Origin of the sequence: Planctellipticum variicoloris (genome assembly GCF_030622045.1) — a bacterium.
Lineage (GTDB): Bacteria > Planctomycetota > Planctomycetia > Planctomycetales > Planctomycetaceae > Planctellipticum > Planctellipticum variicoloris.
This window is the reverse complement of the sequence record NZ_CP130886.1, coordinates 5,056,279-5,075,953: the sequence shown is the minus strand read 5'-3', so window position 1 is coordinate 5,075,953 and position 19,675 is coordinate 5,056,279. Positions and strand designations below refer to the sequence as shown.

The 19,675-nt window shown below is 63.2% G+C and carries 16 protein-coding genes; 9 read left to right on the top strand and 7 right to left on the bottom strand.

Annotated elements, in window-relative coordinates; genetic code table 11:
- The first annotated feature begins 70 nt into the window (after positions 1-70).
- Positions 71-1,099, top strand: a complete 1,029-nt coding sequence (locus SH412_RS19735) for a Gfo/Idh/MocA family protein (RefSeq protein WP_419555820.1) — start codon at positions 71-73, stop codon at positions 1,097-1,099.
- 37 nt (positions 1,100-1,136) lie between these two features.
- Here SH412_RS19735 and ruvX read toward each other — a convergent pair whose 3' ends face one another.
- Positions 1,137-1,628, bottom strand: a complete 492-nt coding sequence (gene ruvX / locus SH412_RS19730; RefSeq protein WP_336519732.1) for a Holliday junction resolvase RuvX — start codon at positions 1,626-1,628, stop codon at positions 1,137-1,139.
- Positions 1,629-2,120: 492 nt separating this feature from the next.
- Between ruvX and SH412_RS19725 the strand changes: the two genes are divergently transcribed.
- Complete coding sequence (locus SH412_RS19725; protein ID WP_336519731.1) at positions 2,121-2,606, top strand: DinB family protein; 486 nt, start codon at positions 2,121-2,123, stop codon at positions 2,604-2,606.
- Positions 2,607-2,681: 75 nt separating this feature from the next.
- On the opposite strand, the gene SH412_RS19720 is transcribed toward SH412_RS19725, so the two are convergent.
- The 3 genes from SH412_RS19720 to SH412_RS19710 all read right to left on the bottom strand — a co-directional run bounded on the left by SH412_RS19720 (position 2,682) and on the right by SH412_RS19710 (position 5,439).
- On the bottom strand, positions 2,682-3,590 hold the full coding sequence (locus SH412_RS19720) for a DUF1559 domain-containing protein (RefSeq protein ID WP_336519730.1): 909 nt from the start codon (positions 3,588-3,590) through the stop codon (positions 2,682-2,684).
- Positions 3,591-3,668: 78 nt separating this feature from the next.
- Positions 3,669-4,061, bottom strand: a complete 393-nt coding sequence (locus SH412_RS19715) for a hypothetical protein (protein WP_336519729.1) — start codon at positions 4,059-4,061, stop codon at positions 3,669-3,671.
- A gap of 301 nt (positions 4,062-4,362) precedes the next feature.
- Positions 4,363-5,439, bottom strand: a complete 1,077-nt coding sequence (locus SH412_RS19710) for an FmdB family zinc ribbon protein (protein ID WP_336519728.1) — start codon at positions 5,437-5,439, stop codon at positions 4,363-4,365.
- Between the two features lie 232 nt (positions 5,440-5,671).
- Here SH412_RS19710 and SH412_RS19705 point away from each other — a divergent pair, with 232 nt between their 5' ends.
- From SH412_RS19705 to SH412_RS19695, 3 genes are read left to right on the top strand one after another with little or no spacing between them, the layout of a single operon-like run.
- Positions 5,672-6,847, top strand: a complete 1,176-nt coding sequence (locus SH412_RS19705) for an ROK family transcriptional regulator (RefSeq protein ID WP_336519727.1) — start codon at positions 5,672-5,674, stop codon at positions 6,845-6,847.
- A gap of 20 nt (positions 6,848-6,867) precedes the next feature.
- Positions 6,868-9,810, top strand: coding sequence for a DUF1553 domain-containing protein (locus SH412_RS19700; RefSeq protein WP_336519726.1), 2,943 nt, complete (start codon positions 6,868-6,870; stop codon positions 9,808-9,810).
- Complete coding sequence (locus SH412_RS19695) at positions 9,800-11,287, top strand: DUF1501 domain-containing protein (RefSeq protein ID WP_336519725.1); 1,488 nt, start codon at positions 9,800-9,802, stop codon at positions 11,285-11,287. The genes SH412_RS19700 and SH412_RS19695 overlap by 11 nt, the downstream gene beginning before the upstream one ends.
- Positions 11,288-11,418: 131 nt before the next feature.
- On the opposite strand, the gene SH412_RS19690 is transcribed toward SH412_RS19695, so the two are convergent.
- The 3 genes from SH412_RS19690 to SH412_RS19680 form a co-directional block, all read right to left on the bottom strand.
- A complete protein-coding gene (locus tag SH412_RS19690; protein WP_336519724.1) occupies positions 11,419-12,372 on the bottom strand; it encodes an endonuclease NucS domain-containing protein in 954 nt (317 codons plus the stop codon).
- A gap of 417 nt (positions 12,373-12,789) precedes the next feature.
- A complete protein-coding gene (locus tag SH412_RS19685; RefSeq protein ID WP_336519723.1) occupies positions 12,790-13,794 on the bottom strand; it encodes a DUF1559 domain-containing protein in 1,005 nt (334 codons plus the stop codon).
- 626 nt (positions 13,795-14,420) lie between these two features.
- Positions 14,421-16,388 (bottom strand): FAD-dependent oxidoreductase, encoded by a 1,968-nt coding sequence (locus SH412_RS19680; protein WP_336519722.1) that lies wholly within the window; start codon positions 16,386-16,388, stop codon positions 14,421-14,423.
- A gap of 542 nt (positions 16,389-16,930) precedes the next feature.
- Here SH412_RS19680 and SH412_RS19675 point away from each other — a divergent pair.
- The 4 genes from SH412_RS19675 (at position 16,931) to SH412_RS19660 (ending at position 19,670) form a co-directional block, all read left to right on the top strand.
- Positions 16,931-17,938, top strand: coding sequence for a DUF1559 domain-containing protein (locus tag SH412_RS19675; protein ID WP_336519721.1), 1,008 nt, complete (start codon positions 16,931-16,933; stop codon positions 17,936-17,938).
- Between the two features lie 219 nt (positions 17,939-18,157).
- A complete protein-coding gene (locus SH412_RS19670) occupies positions 18,158-18,547 on the top strand; it encodes a carboxypeptidase-like regulatory domain-containing protein (protein ID WP_336519720.1) in 390 nt (129 codons plus the stop codon).
- Positions 18,544-19,110, top strand: coding sequence for a hypothetical protein (locus SH412_RS19665; protein WP_336519719.1), 567 nt, complete (start codon positions 18,544-18,546; stop codon positions 19,108-19,110). Before SH412_RS19670 ends, SH412_RS19665 begins: the two co-directional genes overlap by 4 nt.
- Positions 19,111-19,196: 86 nt before the next feature.
- Positions 19,197-19,670: a hypothetical protein gene (locus SH412_RS19660; protein WP_336519718.1), complete on the top strand. Its 474-nt coding sequence runs from the start codon at positions 19,197-19,199 to the stop codon at positions 19,668-19,670.
- Positions 19,671-19,675: the final 5 nt, after the last annotated feature.

Genomic DNA, 19,675 nt, shown 5'->3' with positions numbered 1-19,675 from the left:
GCTGGAGTATTTGCCTCGGCTGCCGCGGGATCGGACGCCCGGCATCGGGTGCATCGGGGCGGGGTTCATCATGGCCGATTGCCACCTGGTGGCGTATCGCTCGGCGGGCTTCAATCCGGTCGCGATCTCCGCCCGGTCGCTGGAGAAGGCCCAGTCGGTCGCCGACCGACATGCCATTCCAAGTGCGTACGGGGATTACCGGCAGTTGCTGGAGGATGCGGCGGTGGAAGTGGTGGACGTCGCCGTCCCGCCCGATGTGCAGAAGTCGGTGATCGTCGATATTGTCCGGCACGCACCGCGGATTCGGGGGATCCTGGCGCAGAAGCCGCTGGGGGTGAACTTTGCCGAGGCGGTGGAGATCGTCCGGCTCTGCCGCGAAGCGGGGGTGGCGCTCGCGGTGAATCAGAACATGCGGTACGACCAGTCGGTGCGGGCGGCGAAGTCGCTGCTCAACCGGGGCGATCTCGGCGAGCCGGTTCTGGCGACGCTGGATCTGCGGGCGATTCCGCACTGGATGCCCTGGCAGGAACGGCAGGGCTGGGTCACGCTGCGCATCCTGAGCATTCACCATCTCGATACGTTTCGGTACTGGTTCGGCGATCCTGTGCGGGTCTTCGCCAGCGTCCGGTCCGATCCGCGTACGAGCCAGCGATTCGCGCACGAGGACGGGATCTGTCTTTATATTCTGGAGTATGCCGGTGGGTTGCGGGTTTCGGCCTGGGACGATGTCTGGGCCGGGCCCGCACGGGAAGGGGCCGCTGCGGATATCGGGATTCACTGGCGGATCGAGGGGACACAGGGACTGGCGCGGGGGACGATTGGCTGGCCTGCTTATCCGGAGCATACGCCGAGCACGCTGGACTACACGACGATTGCCGGCGGCAACCAGTGGTTCGCGCCTCGCTGGCCGGAAGCCTGGTTTCCAGAAGCGTTCGTCGGGACGATGGCGCAACTGCTGTGCGCTCTGGAGGAGGGGGCTGAGCCGGAGATTGGCGGCGCGGACAACCTGCGGACGATGGCGCTGGTCGACGCATGCTATCTGTCGGCGCGGGAACACCGGGCGGTGGAACTGGCGGAGGTGCTCGGAAATGTCGAATGACGAAGTCGGAATGTCGAAAGGAAGAGTGCTGCTCGTTTCACTCCAGCGCCCCGGGCGCTCGGTCGCGGTCTTTGGCGTCGAGATAGCCCTGCAGGATAATCTGTGCGGCCAGCGGGTCGAGACGATCCTTGCGCTTGCGGGGCGATTCGCCGCGGGACCAGAGGAGGAGTTCCGCTTCGGTCGACGAGTGCCGTTCGTCCCAGTAGGCGACGGGGAGCTGCAACTCGGCGGACAGCCAGGTCCCGAACTGCCGCACCGCCGCCGCCTGGCGGCTTTCGTCGCCGCTCTTCAGCACGGGGAGGCCCAGGACCAGGCCTTTGGCGCGGTAGTCCGTGGTCAGTTCGCGGAGGTACGCCAGGTCGAGGCGGGGCGAGCGGACGGTGAGGCTTTCGAGCGGCAGCGCCATCGTCTGCTCGGCGTTGGAAATCGCCACGCCGATGCGTTTCGTGCCGTAATCGAGCCCGAACAGGACCCCTTCCCGCGGCACGCGCAAGGGGTCGCCGGTCTCGCCTGACATCTGATCGGACATCGTCATCCTCTGGAGCTTGCCGCGGCGGCGCGCGAGATGGTCGCCTGCTGCACTTTACATGACGCGTGCCGAGGGTGCGACGCTGGCGGGTCGGCTGGTTGATCGAGGATGGGCGAGCTGTCGTTGGGGCCGCAGACGCAGACATCGCGCCGTTCTTCGCTCCGGCAAGGGCGATGGAGACTTCGCCGCGCAGCCCAAATTGCAAGTTTGCCATTCCGCCGCCCCCTTCCGGGGCGGTGGAGAATAAAGGGCGTTTCGTCCCACGGGTTGCGCTCCTTCCGCCTGACGGCGGACTCCGCTCCACCCGTGGCTACAACCCGTCGCCCCTCTCGGGGCTCAAGACGCGGACTGACCGTTCTGAGGACCGCGGCACCGGCCTTTCGACCACCAGTTAACGACCGCGCTGGTTGATCGAGGACGGGCGAGCGGGCTATTGTGCGGGGTGGGAAGAACGATCTGCTGCGACATCTTACGTCAAGGGAGTGCCCGACGATGTTTGACCGCGAACTGCGACTCTACGAATTTCTGGGAGGCTATGGGGCGTTGTTGACCGCCGACCTGAGCGATGACCAGCTCACGGTTCAGCCGTCGCCCGGGGTCAATCCGCCGCTGTGGATCCTCGGACATCTGTGCGTGGTCGCCGACGGGGGGCTGAAACTGCTGGGAGCGCCGCGACTCCGTCCGCTGACGTGGCATCGCGACTTCGGTCGTGGTTCGGAACCGGGCCGGCATCAGATCGCGACTCCCGGCCGGGCGGACCTGGTGGCGGCGTATCAGGAGGGGCACGGAGCGCTGACTCGCGCCGCAGCGGCTGCAACGGCCGAGTTTGCGAATGCACCGAATCAGACGGGAATTCTGCCGCAGCTCGGAACGCTGGGAGACCTGCTGGCGCACGTGCTGACCACGCACGAAGCGATGCATCTGGGGCAGCTTTCGGCATGGCGCCGGCAGATGGGGCTGACGGGCGTGCTGGCTTGAGGGAGGCTATCGCAGGGGCCGGGAGTCTTCGAGAAGACTCCCGGCCGTTCCTGGACCGTTCTCGTAACCGTGGAATCAGAAGTCGGACAGGACCTCGGCGCCCATCGTCGTGCCGAGACCGCGCCAGATGTTGAGGGCGATGTTTTCGGAGACGAACCGGACGCTGCCGTCGGCGAGCAGGGATTGCACGCCGCCGGTGTGACGGCTGCGTGAACCGTACATGGAGGGCTGCGTCGCCGTGGGCGTGCCGATGCATGGCGGATTCGCCGGCGTGTTGTTGCAGTAGCTGGTGGTGTAGACGACATCCGGCTGCGGGCTGTTGGGCGTGAGATAGGTCTCAAACCCGGAAGCATCGCCCCACCACGAGAAGCCCCGCAGATCCGAACCGACGCCCTGGCGGACTTCGCTGACCAGCAATGTGTTGCTGGTCCCGTCGACGATATCGCTCATGCGGTAGGCGACCGAAGGATTGCTGTTGCGGAATGGCGCGCCGCCAAAGACGACCCCGTTCAACGTGGCCTGCTGTGCGAGGCCGGTATTGCCGTAGTTCACGGCGTAGTTATGCGAAGTGATGCCGCCGATGGGGGCCTGCGGAATATCGCTTGGGCAGGTGTAGGCGGCGAATCGATGCTTCGTGACTGGCAGGTTGGTCGCGTTGCCATAACGGGCGTCGTCAACCGGGGTGCCGAATTTCCGGTTGTGATTGTAAAGATTGAAATACGCGGCCTGCTCGATGTAGGGCATGATGCCGACCTGCCAGGTCCCCCAGCAGCAACTGTAGGCGCCGACCGGCCACGTCAGAAAGACGTCGTGGTAGTTGTGCATCGCCAGGCCGATCTGCTTGAGATTGTTTTTGCATTGGGTCCGTCGGGCGGCCTCCCGGGCCTGCTGCACCGCGGGCAGCAGGAGTGCGATCAGGATTGCAATGATGGCGATCACAACCAGCAGTTCGATCAACGTGAAGCCTCGCTTCGATCTGAACATGACCTGACCTCCTTCAAAAATTTCGGAAACAACAACTGCTCCGCCGATTGGCGGCTTGACGACAGCGGATCGCATCCGTCACTGGGCCGGGATGTCGAAGACGAAGTGATTTTTCTTTGAGTCGGAGACGTCGATCGTCTCGCGGCTCTGCGTGTTGTATTTGGCCGGAACTCGCTCTTTGGCGAGCGGGGCGTTCATCGTGTCGCCCGGCATGGCATCTTGAATGGCTGCGCCCGCCTCCGGGGCGAAGATCATGATCCGGTATTGCCCGGCGGGAAGCCCCGCTTGCTTCGCGATCGCGAACTGTCCGCCTTTGATCAAACCGCCGCTTGCGATGCCCTTGTCGTCGAGGGGTTCGAACTGAATCGTTCCCTGGTCGAGGGGCTGACCGGCGAGCTTGACCTCGCCGGACAGGGCCTGTCGACGGAGCGGATCGCTCTTGCCGCAGCCAGAAGTCAGTAAAACTGCCATTAGAAGGAGGAAGATCCACGAATGCGCGCGAGGAATAACCAGCATCTCAGCTCTCTCAAATCGACAAATTGAGACATGAAAGACTGATGATGCCTCACATTCCCTTCACAATCAAGACTCAAATTCCGGGACAGAATTTTCCACGGACGGGAGGGAAGAATGTCTCACAGGATACAGCGAATTCGCGCCCCGTCGGGCTCGAATTCGGCCGGGGAACGAGTCGCACCGGCAGCGCGGGAGAATCGACCGGACGATGCTTCACAGGCGGCGCGGTTTCAGGCCGGCGACCGAACGGGGATGCTTAATAGTCCTCGTATTCGTCGCTCTTGGCCCGGCGTTTCCGACGTTTGGGACGATCGCTCCCCGAGCGATTGGCCGCCATGACGGCTCCGGCCAGGAGGGCAATTCCGCTGACGGCGGCAGCGACGAGTTTGCCGGCGCCGCGGGGAATTCGGACCCAGGAACTGCTGCCACTGCCAGACTCGGTCGTTCCGCTGGCAGAACCTGCCAGAGCTCCGGCCTGGGCCTGAGACGGGTGGCACTTCGGACAGGGAGTTCCCCCCAGGCTGGGGTCGGCGGTCCGAAAGGTATGGCTGCAATGCCGGCAGCGGTATTCGTACTCGAAGACCTGCCGGCCCCCTTCCCACCGCTCCTGCCGGGATCCGTCAAGCTGTTCGCGAATCTGCTCGAATGCGCGATTGGCACTTTGCCGGGCGGAGTTCATCGTTTCCTGCTGCCGCCGCTGCATGTCGGCCATCTGCTGGTGAGCTTGGCCTTGCGCATTCTGCATCCCCTGAGCGGCGTTGGATGGAGACTGGTGCGCGCCGGAAGGGCCTCCGGGTGAAAACGGGCTTCCGCCGAATGGCGATCCGCCCATTGGCCGGGAAAATCCGGGAGGCGGCCCGGGGAAGGCTCCGCGTCCCGGAGCCGTCGCCGCCGGGCTGGAAATGACTTCCGGCGCCTGACGAACGATCTTGGGAAACGCGAGTCGGGCGGCAGCGACGGCTTTTTCCAGTTCGTCTTTCCCGGGGCTGTAGGAGAGGCGTCCGTCCAGCGTTCGAATTGTCCGGACCGTTTTGTTTTCGTAGGTAAATAGAGCGCCCTGTTCGGTTTGAAAGCGAACGCCCTCGGGCTCGATTCCCAGCCACAAGCCGCGGAGGACCGTGCCGCTGGTTTTGCGGACGGTTGCGGGCATCGGCGGATCGAACGTGTGCCGATCGAGCGGCAGCAGTTCTTCGTCGGGTTTGACAGTCGTCGGTTCGGTGTGCGCGGCCGACGGCGGGATGGGCGTCGCCGGCGCCCCGAAGTCCTGCCCCTGCGCGGGGTGGCCCGTCAGCGTCATCAGGCCCAGAAGTCCGATCGAAGTGCAACGAATCATGGCCCGATCCCAGCTTGCAACGAATTTCCGGGCGCATGATGCGGCCTCGCGGTTTTGCGCGTCAATCGGGACTTCCCCGACCTGCGTGAAAAACCGCCAATTCGTCGAATGTCACTGGTGCAGTCTGCCAGACGCCTGCTGAGGAACGGCCAGGTTGTTGACTTCGTTCGCCAGAATTGCTAAACACTCGTTAGAAACTATGGCCCGCGTGGGCTTTTCAGGGAGCATCTCCGTGACCGGATCGGCCCTCCACACTGAAGTCGCTCCGAGCCTGCTGCGGAAGATCAACGATCGCCGCGTGCTGGAAGTGATCCGTCAGCTCGGGACGGCCTCGCGGGCGGACGTCGTGCGGGCTTCCGGACTTACGGCTCCTACGGTCTCCAAGGCGGTGGCGTCGCTGCTCAAAGGGGGGCTGCTGGAAGAACGCGACCAGGTCGCGCCGGGCGTCGGTCGCCCCGCCAGGGTTCTGCGACTCGCCTCCGAGCAGACCAGCGTCCTCGGCGTCGTGATCGACACCCCGACCTGCTGGGTCGGCGTCGCCGGTCTGAGCGGTGAGATCCTTCCCGCGAACGAATCGAGCTTTGCACTCCCGCCGACCTACGCGGGGTTGCTGTCTGCCATTGAGGCGCGGATTTCCCAGCTCGTGCAGCAGTATGGCAGCCCGCCCCGCGGGATTGGACTGAGCGTCCCCGGACAGGTGAATTCCTCGCTCCACGAGGTCGTCTTCTCGCCGAACCTGCACATGCTCGACGGCCATCGACCCGGCGTGGATCTGGCGGAGCGACTCGGGATCCCCTGTGCCATGCTGCAGGAATCGCATGCGCTGTGCCTGGGCGAGCGGATGTTCGGCGCTGCGCGGGGCCTCAAGAATTTTGCAATGCTCGACGTCAGCACCGGCCTGGGCCTGGGGGTTATGAGCGGCGGCCAGCTCCTGACCGGGCACAGCGGACTGGCCGGCGAACTGGGTCACATCACGGTCGATCCCGACGGTCTTCCCTGCGGCTGTGGAAACACCGGCTGCCTGGAAACCGTCGCCACCGACTCGGCTCTCTGCCGGCTCGTCTCGCAACGACTCGGACAGACGCTGAACATCGAGGACATCGTCCGGCGTGTGCAGGCCGGCGAACTTGACGTCCGCGAAGAGTTGCAGCGGACGGGAGAGTACCTGGCGATCGCGATCGCCGCGGCGATCAACATCTTCAATCCGTCGACCCTGCTGATCCACGGTCGGCTGTTCGAACTGGGGGACGACGTGTTCGCCCGGATCACTCAGCGGGCCCGGCAGCGCTCGCTGCAGCCGTCACAGGCTGACTGCCGCCTGCTGCGGGCGCGGGGCAGCAAACGCAAAGGGGCGATTGCCGGGATGCTCCAGCACTTGAATGACAGCCTGGCCCCCGCGTGGACATGACATTGCTTCGAGGTCCGACAATGCTCGCACTGACGCTCGCCCGACTGACTGCAATCTGCGGCACGATCGCCCTCGGCACCGCGGCCGCGGTCGCCGCCCCGCCCGATTTCGAACGGGAAGTGGCGTCCCTGCTCGTCCGTCGCTGTCTTGAATGCCACAACACACACGACGCCAACGGCGGACTTGTGCTGGCGAACGCCGATGGCCTCAAGCGGGGCGGCGACGGCGGCCCGGTCCTGACCCTCGACAAGCTGCACGCAAGCCCGCTGATCGAACGCGTCCTGGCCGGCGAGATGCCCCCGCCGCGACAGGGAAAGCCGGTCGTACTTCCCCCGGAGGAAGTGGCCGTGCTGAAGGGGTGGGTTGCGGCCGGCGCCCCCTGGCCGTCGGGGCGCACGCTTGATCTTTATGAGCGGACCACGGACGTCCGGGGCGGTCGCGACTGGTGGTCGCTGCAGCCGGTCCGTCGGCCGGCTGTCCCCGCGACGACGACGGCACAGAACCCGATCGACGCCTTCATCGCGCGGTCACTCATGCAGGCAGGCCTGGAAGCGGCCCCGCCCGCCGATCGCGCAACGCTTATTCGCCGGGCCTATGAAGATCTCTGGGGGCTGCCAGCGCCGGCTGAAGAGATCGAAGCCTTTGTCGCCGATCCACGACCGGAGGCGTGGGAGCTGCTCGTCGACCGTCTGCTGGCGTCGCCGCACTTCGGCGAACGCTGGGCGCGGTACTGGCTGGATCTGGTCCGCTATGCCGACACCAGCGGCTACGAGCGGGACCAGGAGAAGCCGGGCGCCTGGCGCTACCGCGACTGGGTGGTGCGGTCGTTCAATGACGATCTGCCCTATAACCGATTCGTCATCGAGCAGCTAGCGGGAGACGAGCTTCCGGACCGGACGGAAGATTCCGTCGTCGCGACCGGCTTTCTGCGGCTGGGAACCTGGAACGACGAGCCCAATGATCCGGAAGAATACAAGTACGATCGTCTCGAAGATCTGGTTCACGCCACGACGACGGCGTTTCAGGGGCTGACGGTCAAGTGCGCCCGCTGTCACGATCACAAGTTCGACCCCATTCCCCAGGTTGACTATTACCGGATCGGGGCCGCCTTCTGGGCCGGCCCGATTGAAGCCCGCGGAGGCGAGCTGCTGGGAGGGCCGTCGAAAGAGGAGCTGGGGAGCGATGCTCTGGGCTGGACGGATCTCTCGAAGACACCGCCGCCGTTGCGTCTGCTCGCAAAGGGCGATCCGCTCCGACCGAAGGACATCGTCGAAGCGGGCGTGCTGTCGTTTGCGCCGGAACTGGACCGGCCGCTCGATCCTCCGCCTGCCGGCAGCCGGACGACGACGCGCCGGCTGCAGCTTGCCGAATGGATCGCCGACCCGCGGAACCCGCTGACCGCGCGTCTGGCGGTCAATCGTCTCTGGCAGCACCACTTTGGGGCGGGACTGGTTCGTTCTCCGAACAACTTCGGCTACACGGGCGACAAGCCGACGCATCCCGAACTGCTCGACTGGCTTGCCGCGGAACTGGTTGACCACTCCTGGAGCCTGAAGCACATTCATCGGCTGCTGCTGACGAGCCGGGTCTATCAGCAGGCTTCGGTCCATCCGCGGGCGGCAGAGTTCCAGTTGAAAGACGCTGCCAATCGCCTGTGGTGGCATGCGGAGCGCCGCCGGCTGGATGCCGAAGCTCTCCGCGATCGCCTGCTTGTGGCCGGCAGCGGTCTCGACGACCGGCTGTACGGTCCCGGATTCCGGCCGACCGTCAGCAACGAAGGGCTCGAAGGGCTCTCGCGCAAAGCGGGCGCGTGGCAGGCGGCTCCCGAGGCCGAGCAGCATCGCCGGTCGTTGTATCTTTACTCGCAGCGGAGCCTCCTCTCGCCGTTTATGACGGTGTTTGACCTTGCCGATTCCACCCAGCCGTGCGAACAGCGGGATGTCTCGAACGTGGCTCCGCAGGCGCTGGCGCTGCTCAACAACGACTTCGTCCACGCACAGAGCGACGCCCTCGCCGAGCGGCTGCTGGCACACGGCGATTCGCCGGCCTCGCAGATCGAGTCGGCCTGGCGGATCGTACTCGGCCGCCAGCCTTCGGCGACGGAACTGCGGGCCGGTCTGGACCACCTGGAATCACAACGCCAGCGTTTCGTCGCTCAGCAGACCGTCAAACCGGCCGACGATCCGGTAGAGATGGCCTTGCCCGCCGCCGATGCGCTGACGCTGCATCTGACCGCCTCGACCGGCGTTGAACTGGATGACAATGGACGCGTGGCACGCTGGCTTGATCAGTCCGGCCGCGAGCACCACGCGGTGCAGTCCGATCGCAACAAGCGGCCCGTCGTCGCAAAACTTCCGGGCTCCGAACGACCCACCCTGCAGTTCGATGGAGAGGCCCGGTTTCTGAATTTCAGCGACGAGCTTCTGCCGCGGACCGAGTTCACGTTCGTCGCCGTCGCCAACGACCGCGCGAAACACACCAACCACCGCGAGATTCTCTCCAACTGGGCCTTCGGCCCCGATCTCGGCAAGACGATCTTCTTCGGGCTCACCGGCACGAATACCGTGCGACTGTCGGATGACTACATCGTCGGCGCCAACGGCGTGCAGACTTCGCAGACCGCCGTCTGGATGGCCCTTGCCGATGAACACGACGCCCAGGTCTTTCACAACGACCGGCTGATCGGCAACAAACGGGGTCCCCTCTCGCCGCGGAAGCTCGGCACGCCCTGGGTGATCGGCCAGCAGGGGAACATTCAGGGGGAATACTGGCACGGCGACATTGCCGAGATTTATGTCTTCGATCGCGCCCTGTCCGATGCCGAACGCCTCGGGCTCTGGCGGCAGCTCGCCCTCAGTTACGGCTTCACCGCCGCGGAGCCCGTCCGCAGCCCCGAATTTCTCGCCCTCGCGTCGCTCTGTCACGTTCTGCTCAACTGCAACGAGTTCCTCCATGTCGATTGAACCCACCCCCGGCAGGTCGCAGCAACCTCACACCCCGACGTTCCCCTGCGGACAGACCCGTCGGGAGTTCGTCTGGGAGATGGGCGCCGGGTTCGCCGGCGTCGCCCTTGCCAGTCTGCTCGACGGCCAGGGCTTTTTCACGCGGCAGGCGCGCGGCGCGACGGCCGAGAATCCACTGGCTGACCGGCCGAGCCAGCTCCCGGCCAAGGCGAAGCACGTCATTTTTCTGATGATGAACGGCGGTCCGAGCCAGGTCGATACGTTCGACTTCAAGCCGGAACTGCAGCGGTATGCGGGGCAGCCGTTGCCTGCCGGCCGCAAGTTCATCAACTCGGGGGGACGGAAGGTCGGTTTTCTGACGCCGGCGTTTCGGCCCTTTCGACCGGGGGGCGAGAGCGGGCTGCTGATCTCGGACTTCTTTCCCAACGTCCGCAAACACGCCGACAAGCTGGCGGTGATTAAGTCGTGCCACGCCGACAGCCACGCGCACGGTTCGGCCCTCGTGCAGATGAATACCGGAAAGACGCTCATCGGCCGGCCGTCGCTGGGGAGCTGGGCCGTCTACGGACTGGGGACCGAGAATCAGAATCTGCCCGGTTACGTGGTGATCCTCGACAAGCGGGGCGGGCCGATCGGCGGGCAGCCGAACTGGTCGAGCGGCTTCATGCCGTCGACCTACCAGGGAACGCTGTTCCGCCCGTCGGGCAATCCGATCCTCGACCTGCAGCGGCCGGGGCATATCACCCAGGAGATTCAGCGGGAACAGCTCGACCTGCTGGCGAAGATCAACCACGAACACCTCGCCAGTCGGCCGGGCGGAGCCGATCTCGCCGCGCGGATCAACACGTTCGAGCTGGCCTATCGGATGCAGGCCGCCGCTCCGGAGGCCGTCGATCTCGCCCAGGAAACGCAGGCCACGCTCGACTTGTACGGCGTGGGGAAACAGCCGACCGATGAATACGGCCGGAACTGCCTGGTGGCCCGCCGGCTGATCGAGCGGGGCGTCCGGTTCGTGCAGCTCTATTCGGGGGGCGGGCATCTCGAAGAGACGTGGGACGCTCACAAGAGCATCGAGACCAACCACGGGCAACACGCCGGCGAAGTCGATCAGCCGATCGCGGCGTTACTGACTGACCTCGAACAGCGCGGGCTGCTCGACGAGACGCTGATCATCTGGGGGGGCGAGTTCGGCCGAATGCCGTTCAGCGAAGGGCAGGGGGAGCCGGGGCGGAATCACAACCCCTACGGCTTCTCGATGTGGATGGCGGGGGGCGGGATCAAGGGGGGCATTTCTTACGGCGAAACGGACGACTTCGGTTTTGAGGCGGTCACGGACAAAGTCCACGTCCACGACCTGCATGCGACGATGCTGCACCAGTTGGGGCTGGATCACGAGCTGCTGACGTATTTTCATCAGGGGCGGGATGAGAGTTTGACGGATGTGGGGGGGCGGGTGCTGGGGGAGATTCTGGCGTGATTGGTCGGAAAGTAGTGCAAAGTGAAAAATGCAAAATGAAAAGTGCAAAGTTAGGCAGGGCGATTCGCTGAGTCTCCGCCTGACGATGCGCTGGCCGCCTGCGGCCTTGCATCGGTGACAATACCCCGCAATCAGGGCGAGTCCTTAAGTTTGAATGAGACTGAATAATATCGGACATCGATGTTGTTCGTCATTTCAATCGCGTATGCCAGTTTGGCATCCGAGTCGCGACAAATTACCAGTCCTCGAACGCTTTGCCCGTCTGAACAGAGATTTCTTTTAACCCATCCCATATACCGTAGAATTTGTCCCACGACTTGATCTGATGAACGCCCCTTCTTGAGTTCAATAACGACGAATCCGTTTGAATCTCTGGTGATCGCAAGAATGTCAATTGGACCGATGTCGGTTTGATATTGTTGTCCAAGCTCGCCATCCGGGTCTTGATAGATCTGAAGTTCGCCTTTGAAGATGCCCTGAAAATTGCTCACGATGAACTCCTCGAGATACTTCTCAAGGACAAACTCGCTGGGATCTTCAACTGCGCCATTCGATTTTGGCTGGAGCAGTTCGCGATCCAACTCCTCGCCGAGATCAGTACCTCCCAAGAACCCGCGGTACTGTTCTTCAGACACCTCAGACAGAGTTATCATTGGAAAAACGACTGTAGGGAAGCCTTTGTTCTGGGGTGAGTCATGCCATTCAACGCCAAGAGAATTGGGGTGTGAATAGCCCGGTGGTGATAAATGCGGATTCTTTCCCTGTGCAAAATAAGCCGTGCTGGTGACGGTTCCCAATCCGGCAAGTAACTTGCGACCGCGCCGGGCAAGGATGATGTCTCCCGGCTTGATCTCGTGATAGAAGTCCCAAAGCATGTTGGCAAAGAGTGATCGTGTTTGAGGCGGCCTCTCAGGATATGCAGAAGCAACCGCATCTTGTAACTCTTCGCGGGTCAATTTGGAGAAGTCTCCGAGCTCGCCCCAGCCGATGGAGATCACCTCATTAGTGCGATCGAATGACCAGACATTGTCGAACAAGTCGGCATGCTTTGATTCCACCGGAGCAATGACCCAATAACGTCGCATTGACGGACCCCAGGAGGATGAACTTAAATCAGATTCTGCGAATGATCGCGATGCCGCACGCCGAAACCCCGCGTGCTGATTCTAGCCGGCTTTGCCTCATCGATACAGACGTCTTGTCGTCGGTTGGTATCGTGTGAACAACCTCGCTGGAGGACTTGTCGATGACATTGACTGCTGAACAGTTCGTCGCCCTGCGGCGCGGCGAACCCGTGATGGTCTTTGACTCGGACGACGGCGCGGATTGAGTGCCGATGCCTTCTCAACGATGAAGGACGCGACGGAGAAAGTTCGGGCGAGGTCGAGCGCACTTTCAACGCCGCCGATACGGCCGAACTCATCCTGCGGTGAAGCGGGGCGATGTCGGTGTCGCGGATCAGAGCCTGGCACTTGTTGCGGGAGCAAATTGCCGCGCAAGCACTACGGGAAGCTGACGACTTCGCCGCCCTGCGTCGTCGACAGATTGCGGTAGATGGCTTGATCCATGTTTTCCGAGAGGAAGTGAACGGAGCCGTCTCCCATCAGGAAGTGACCGCCGCCGACGTGGTCGCTGCGAAAGTTGCTGGTGCGGTCGTTTCCGCCGGTGCAGTTGCTGAGAGCCGCCTCGTCGATGGATGTATCCACGACGGGCTTCAGGTTCATCGGCACGAAGGTCGTTCCATACAAACTCGCCGAAAACAGGCCGCTGGCGTTAAAGACCGTGCTGGCGGGCTGGGCGATCAGCCAGGCCTGTTCCGCGAGGAGCGGCTGGCCGGTGATCGGATGGTTGTGGCTCAGTTTCCAGTTGGAGCCCGAGGCGCCTTCGCCCATGGCGATAGTGTTGGTGGTCCCGTCGGTCAGGTCGCGCATGCGCGTCGTCAGATTCAGGTCGAACATCCCCTTGACGCTTGCCGGGATGTTCGCGGGAGCGTTGCACCAGTAGGGGGCCGCGCCGCGACAGAAGATGTAGTTGCTGATGGCGAACGTATCGCCCGACGGGTAGCCGAGCGAGCCGAGCAGGTCGTTGCGGACCGGATTGCCGCCGGTGTTCGACGGGCAGACGAACAGAGGGATGACCGTTCGCGCCACCGCGGCGCTCTGCTGCTCCCATTGGAGCGAATCGTTGTAGATCCCCTTCAGATTCGACTGTTCGAAGTAGGGCAACAGGGAGGTGATGGCGCTGCTGTAGACATCGACGCCGCCGAGCGTTCCCGGCGAGAATTTCGCGCACCCGCCGAGCGGAAACGTGTTGAACGCGTCGTGATAGTTGTGCATCGCCAGGCCGAACTGCTTCAGGTGATTCTTGCATTGCGTCCGCCGGGCGGCCTCGCGGGCCTGTTGAACGGCGGGGAGCAGCAATGCGATCAGAATGGCGATGATGGCGATCACCACCAGGAGTTCGATGAGCGTAAATCCCTGACGTCGACGGCCCGAGACGTGCAGCATGAGAAGCAATCCTTCGCAGGAGTCCACCAGTGGCAGCCGGTGCGGAACGCTCGCACGAAAGCACACTACCAGGCGCACAAAAGGGAATCCAAGCAAAAATCACGGGATTCCCGCCGGGGCAGCTTCACTGCTGCCGCGGGCGTCGATATGCCAGTCTTTTTCAGGCCGATCGCGAATCGCTGTTCGCCAGAGAAAGAGGCTTTCCGGCTCACTTTTTCTCTGGCTCTGAATCACTGGCAACAAATGCGAGGCGTGTTGTCTGTTCTCCGTGGACGACGCCCCGACATCTTCGAAGACCCTCACCCTGGCCGTCTCCCGCTGAAGACAGCGGGAGACGGGACAAGACGAAACGACGGACTGTTTCAGAATCGATGCCGCTGACTTGGAGCTTTGTCAGTGCTGAAATTGGGATTGCCATCTCCGTCACCCAAGAGCACTGGCGGACAAGCCGCCAGCGGCGCCCAGATTCCTGGCGTTGAAGCGACTCTCGACTTCCTCCGACAGCTCTTCCGCTGCGTCGTTGCGTCCTCGTCGCACCGTTGCGTGAAATCTTCTCTCTTCTGTCTTCTCTGCGAGTTCCTCTTCCCGCTACGACTCTGCGACTCTGCGAGAGGTCTTCCCTGCCATTACGCGTAGCAGCGCACCTCGTACACGCGAGCTTCTTCGCTTCCGTTGGTCGCTGTCACGTGCAGTCGCAGGCTGCGCACGGAGACCGGCTCGAACCTGTGTCGGCGGAGTCGCTGGTAGTTGCCGCGGACTTCGGTCAGCACTTTCTGGCTGCCGTCCGCCAGCGTGGCGATCAGTTCGTAGTCGCGAACCGTTTCCGGCTGCGGCGCGCGGACCATCCGCTTGGTCGCGCCGTCGCTCGCTGAGAGCGTCAGCTCGCGATGGAAGCCGGTGTCGAAGGTGAGCTGCACTTCGCCGAGCGTCTGCGGCTGATCCCAGGCTAGGTCGAGCCAGGGGCCGGTCCCATCCAGCGGGGCCGCCCAGCGGTGCTTCAGTTCGCCTTCCATGTCGCGGACTTCGCCGTCGATCACGTTCTCCGGTTTGGCGTCCTTGTAGACGGCCGACGCAGTGACTTTGGCTTTGCGGGCGAAGTCGTTCGAGTCTTCGTTCTTGCGGCCTTTGATCGTCTGGTCGTCGCGGAGGAGCGTCTGCGTCAGCTCGGTCAGGCGTTCGGGCTTGCGGGCGAACTCGTGCGGCAGCTCGCCGTGCTCCAGGCAGAGGGCCGCGGCGGTCCCCATCCCCTGTCCCATCACGGCGCAGGTCGCCATCACGCGGGTCGACGTGAACGCCACGTGCGAGCAGCTCGCGTTCCGGCCGGCCATCAGCAGGTTGCTGACATCCCGGCTGTAGAGGGAGCGGAAGGGGATGTTGTAGACCTCGCGCAGGCTGATCTGCACGCAGGGGCGGATCTCGAAGGCGTCGAAGCCCCCCGGCGGGTGATCGTCGAGCGACCAGCCGCCGATGGCGACCGCATCGTCGAAGTCGCCGTTGAAGCCCATCAGGTCCTGCTGGGTGAGGAGATGGTCGCCCTCGATCCGCCGGCTTTCGCGTTTGCCGGGGACCATGCCGACCCAGTCCATGCCCCAGTTCTCGGCCCCCTGGACTTCGCCACTGTTCTTGATGTAATCCCAGACGCCGGTGACGATCGCCAGGAGCTCGAAGCGAATTCGTTCGTTGTCGCGAATCGTGTCGAGCTTGCCGCCCCATTCGATCCACCAGTAGCCGTATTCCCAGCTCCCGACCGGCCGGAACCGCAGGTGCTTCTTTTCGATTTTCCGGGCCCACTTCGGCGGCGTGTAGGGGACCGGCTTGCCGTAGTCGCGGCCGGTAAAGAGCAGGCTGCTGCCGAGCGTCTCGCGGGTCGGCTTTTCGACGGCTAGCGATTCTCCCAGTTCCTGCCGGGACTCTGCGCCCCAGCGCATTTTCGCGCCCGCTTCCAGCGCCAGCCGGCTGTCGCCCGTACAGTCGGCATACAGCTTGGACGTAATGCGGTAAATGTGCTCGGTCTTATCGCAGCGGGCCAGGACCCGCTGGATCTGTCCGTCCTTCACATCCGCCGCGTAAACGACCGTATCGAGCAGCAGCGTCAGGTTGGACTCGCTGACGCACTTGTCGTAGAGGAGCAGGTCCCAGAGTTCCCACGAGCGGTGCGGGTTGTTGACGGCGTCTTCCAGCCGCAGCTCCTCAATGATCCCCCCTTCGCGCCAGCCCGGCCGGCTGCCGTGGTTGTTCGCCCCGACGATATGCATCTTCACTTCGCTGGAGGAATTCCCCCCCAGCCGCGACCGGTCCTGCACCAGGACGACCTTCGCCCCATGCCGGGCGGCTGCCAGGGCCGCACAGACTCCCGCCGGTCCGCCCCCGGCGACGAGCAGATCGCACTTCAGATCGACCAGCCGCATGTTCGGTTCGCCGGCAAAGCGCTCGGCGCCCGACGGGGCGATCGTTTCGAAGGCCGACCGGATCTCGTCCGGCGTCAGGTCGGCGGCGCCGGCGGACGGCATCAATTCTCGACCGTCGATCAACAGGCTGTATCCGGCCATGCCGGCCCCGAGGCCGGACAGAAAATTGCGACGTGAGACCGTCATGCTGTTCGCTCCTTGATGTGTCCCGCGCTGATTAGCGAATCTGGAGGATTTCAATCGCCTACAGCCTAGTCGCGAGAATCTTGCAGAGCAAATCCCAGTGCTGCGCGGCGAACGCTTCGCCCGACATGTCGAAGTCCCAATTTGACGCCCTTCGATCGCGATCCGGTACGGCGTTTGCGTTCGATGCTTGGCCAGCGACGACTTGGGCCAAGTCGAAGGCGGCGCCCGAATCGAGTCGTAACCCCTTCAGCCGTGATTCCATTCGAACGAGTTCTACCGTCCATGAATCCCGGAACGGCGTGCGAATGAACGTCGTCCGTATGTCGGAATCCCGGTAGCGAACGGACATCCCTTTCCCGGTTCACATTGCCTTAATCTTCAGCGTGTTTGCCTGCGGATATTGCATATCGGGAACGCGATCAGACCACGACCGTCCCCGAGGAAATTCTCCGATCTCGCCGGTGCTCACGCATGCGGATGCATCGATCTTTTGCCGTTTGTTCGATTCGTGATTTGTCCATTTTGTCAGGAGGAGAACGAGTATGAGAGTCCATCGTCGTGGTTTTACGCTGATCGAGCTGCTGGTCGTGATTGCGATCATCGCGATTCTGATCGCCCTGCTGCTGCCGGCCGTCCAGCAGGCTCGGGAAGCGGCCCGCCGGACGCAGTGCCGCAATAACCTGAAGCAGCTCGGGCTGGCCTGTTACAACTACGAAAGCACGTTCAGCCGCCTGCCGGCGTCGCGGATGAGCATCGGGTATTGCGTATACGGCTCTACCAACGGAAGCCGCCCCGATCCTCAGTCCAAGAATACCTCGGGACTGACGCTCCTCCTCCCGTTCATGGACCAGGCGCCGCTGTACAACAAGATCAACTTCTCGGGTGCGATGGGGACCTATGTCACGACAGGCAATCCGATGCCGGTGGGGTTGGATCCCGTCGCGACGGGTCACGCCGAACTGGCCAAGACCATCATCACCGCGTTCTTGTGCCCGTCCGATTCCGGTGCAACGATCCATTCTGACAGCAGCATCTATTACATGCCGGACGGCGGCGCCGATCCGTCGCGCTATTACGCCAAGTCCTGCTATGATTTCATCGTGCCGGACGAGCAGTTGTCCTACTGCAATCTGCACAATGCGACGACGATCGAAACGCGTTATCTGTTTGGCGACAACAGCTATGCAAGGCTCTCGTCCTGCACCGACGGGCTGAGCAATACCTTTGCGATGGGCGAACAAACGCTGGAGACTTACAACGGCAAGACTCCGGGCTGGCTGCATGCGGGATGGGTCTCTGTCGGGATTGACCCGGTCGGAAACTGGAATCTCACTTTTCCGGCGAAGGGAATCAACGTCTGGAAGTACAGCACAGCACCCGCGATTCCGGGACGGCGGGCTTCCTGGTACTCCTGCGCCAGCCTGCATACCGGCGGAGCGCATTTCCTGATGGGTGACGGCGGCGTGCGATTCGTTTCCGAGAATACCGATAATGGACTACTGGAGCGTCTCTCCAAGATGGCTGACGGCCAGGTCATTGGCGAATTCTAATTATCCGTTCGTCGTGTGGACGCGAGGGGTGGACCGGAGGATTTCCAAAAGATCCGCGGTCCGCTCCGGTCATCGCTCTGCGGCCGCAAAGAATCGCGGACAATCAGGCCCCGTTCTGATGGTGCTATCATGCCTTTGAGATTTTGCAGAATCACGTCCGTTGTCTTGTGCCTGAGTGGTTTCGTCTGCCTGGGCTGCGGGGGCGATGGACTCGACCGAGTGCCCATTACCGGCCTGGTGACGATGGAAGGGACGCCGCTGGCAGGCGCATCGCTCTATTTTGTCCCCGGCGAGGGTACGCCTGGAGAAGGCGCGATCGGGGCGTCTGACAAAGAAGGCTATTTCAAGGTCATCAGTTCCCGGCGAGATGACTCCGGAATTCCTCCGGGCGAGTACACCGTTCGGGTGAGCCGCCTGGTGATGCCCGACGGAACCGCGGTTCCCCCCGATGCGCCCGATGCGGATTTCCCTGAGAGCCGTGAATCGATCCCGAAACCGTACAGCGGAATGAATTCGCCGCTGAAGGTCACGATCTCCGCCGACGGCGGGGGGCTTGAGGTCAATGTGCCGGCCAAGCCGATCGATCCCAAGGCGAAGAAAAAGAAATGAAATCGAGTCCGGTCTCTCAACGATTTCCGGAGGCCGGCCCTCTGCGGCTCCCGAGCAAGGTTGCGGTCGTGATTGAACGAAGCAGGCGTCTCTTCAAGATCATCGGAGCGTTCGGCATCCTTGCGGCGGCAGGCTGCCAGGCGGAGCCTGCTTCCAGCTCAGCAGGGGCGACGACCGGCAGTGCGGCTGTGAAATCGTCCGTTGTCGCCGATTCGGGTCCGAGTGTCGTCGAACTGCAAAAGGCGGACGCGTTTGTCGATGCGGAGGGGATCGCCCGCTTCGAGATTCATTACAAGTTCACTTCGGGGGCTCCGACCAGGCATTACCTGTGCAATATCGTCTTTCCGAACATTGATCGGACCATTGCAAAGTTCATGTCCGCCAGCGAGCTCAGTCAGGAGGGGGCGTTCAAGACCGCGATCGAAGCGGGGGAAACGCCGCCCGATGCGTTCGAAGTCGTCCTGTCTGAGGCCGAATCTCCCGATGCCGGATTTCAGCCCATCTCAAATACGCTGGCCGGTCCCATTTTGAAGCTGGCCGCGGCCGATAAGCCGGCCCCCTGATTGCAGCGAGGCCGGGGGAATCGGTTTCGCAATGTGACGAAATCCGCCTTCACGGGACATTCAACACGCCGCTCGAAGCCCGCCAGATGGAGCCCCAGCTCTGCCAGGCGTTCGATGCCCTCGCGCCGGAGGGGAAGCTGCTGGTCCATATCCTCACTGCCGAGAAACCGGTCGCCGGCGAATTGAGCCTTCCCGGCCGGGCTGCGTATGTGAAGCACACTCCGGTCCGTACCGAGCTGCTGGCGGCCATCGAAGCCGCGGGATTCGCCGACGTTCAACTGACGACGCTCCGATCGGGCGCCTGCTTCGAACACGCCGGGCAGCCGCTCCGCGAAACGCAGATCGCCGCCCGCCGGCCTGCTGCCGAGAGCGATGAGCTCTGCACGGTGGTCTTCAAAGGCCCCTTCCACGAAGTGGCCGACGACGAAGGGCATGTCTGGCGTCGCGGCGAACCAACCGCGATTTCCCGTTCCCGCTGGCAGTCGCTGCAGGAGTCCGCCGTGGCGGATCTGTTTGTCGAGCTGCCGGAAGCGGCGCCGGTCAGTCATTGCGGGTTGTAAACGGG

Coding starts and splice junctions, on each gene's coding strand:
- SH412_RS19735 (WP_419555820.1), top strand. CDS start 71: ATGGCCGATTGCCACCTGGTGGCGTATCGCTCGGCGGGCTTCAATCCG.
- ruvX (WP_336519732.1), bottom strand. CDS start 1,628: ATGTCCGATCAGATGTCAGGCGAGACCGGCGACCCCTTGCGCGTGCCG.
- SH412_RS19725 (WP_336519731.1), top strand. CDS start 2,121: ATGTTTGACCGCGAACTGCGACTCTACGAATTTCTGGGAGGCTATGGG.
- SH412_RS19720 (WP_336519730.1), bottom strand. CDS start 3,590: ATGTTCAGATCGAAGCGAGGCTTCACGTTGATCGAACTGCTGGTTGTG.
- SH412_RS19715 (WP_336519729.1), bottom strand. CDS start 4,061: ATGGCAGTTTTACTGACTTCTGGCTGCGGCAAGAGCGATCCGCTCCGT.
- SH412_RS19710 (WP_336519728.1), bottom strand. CDS start 5,439: ATGATTCGTTGCACTTCGATCGGACTTCTGGGCCTGATGACGCTGACG.
- SH412_RS19700 (WP_336519726.1), top strand. CDS start 6,868: ATGCTCGCACTGACGCTCGCCCGACTGACTGCAATCTGCGGCACGATC.
- SH412_RS19695 (WP_336519725.1), top strand. CDS start 9,800: ATGTCGATTGAACCCACCCCCGGCAGGTCGCAGCAACCTCACACCCCG.
- SH412_RS19690 (WP_336519724.1), bottom strand. CDS start 12,372: ATGCGACGTTATTGGGTCATTGCTCCGGTGGAATCAAAGCATGCCGAC.
- SH412_RS19685 (WP_336519723.1), bottom strand. CDS start 13,794: ATGCTGCACGTCTCGGGCCGTCGACGTCAGGGATTTACGCTCATCGAA.
- SH412_RS19680 (WP_336519722.1), bottom strand. CDS start 16,388: ATGACGGTCTCACGTCGCAATTTTCTGTCCGGCCTCGGGGCCGGCATG.
- SH412_RS19675 (WP_336519721.1), top strand. CDS start 16,931: ATGAGAGTCCATCGTCGTGGTTTTACGCTGATCGAGCTGCTGGTCGTG.
- SH412_RS19665 (WP_336519719.1), top strand. CDS start 18,544: ATGAAATCGAGTCCGGTCTCTCAACGATTTCCGGAGGCCGGCCCTCTG.
- SH412_RS19660 (WP_336519718.1), top strand. CDS start 19,197: ATGGAGCCCCAGCTCTGCCAGGCGTTCGATGCCCTCGCGCCGGAGGGG.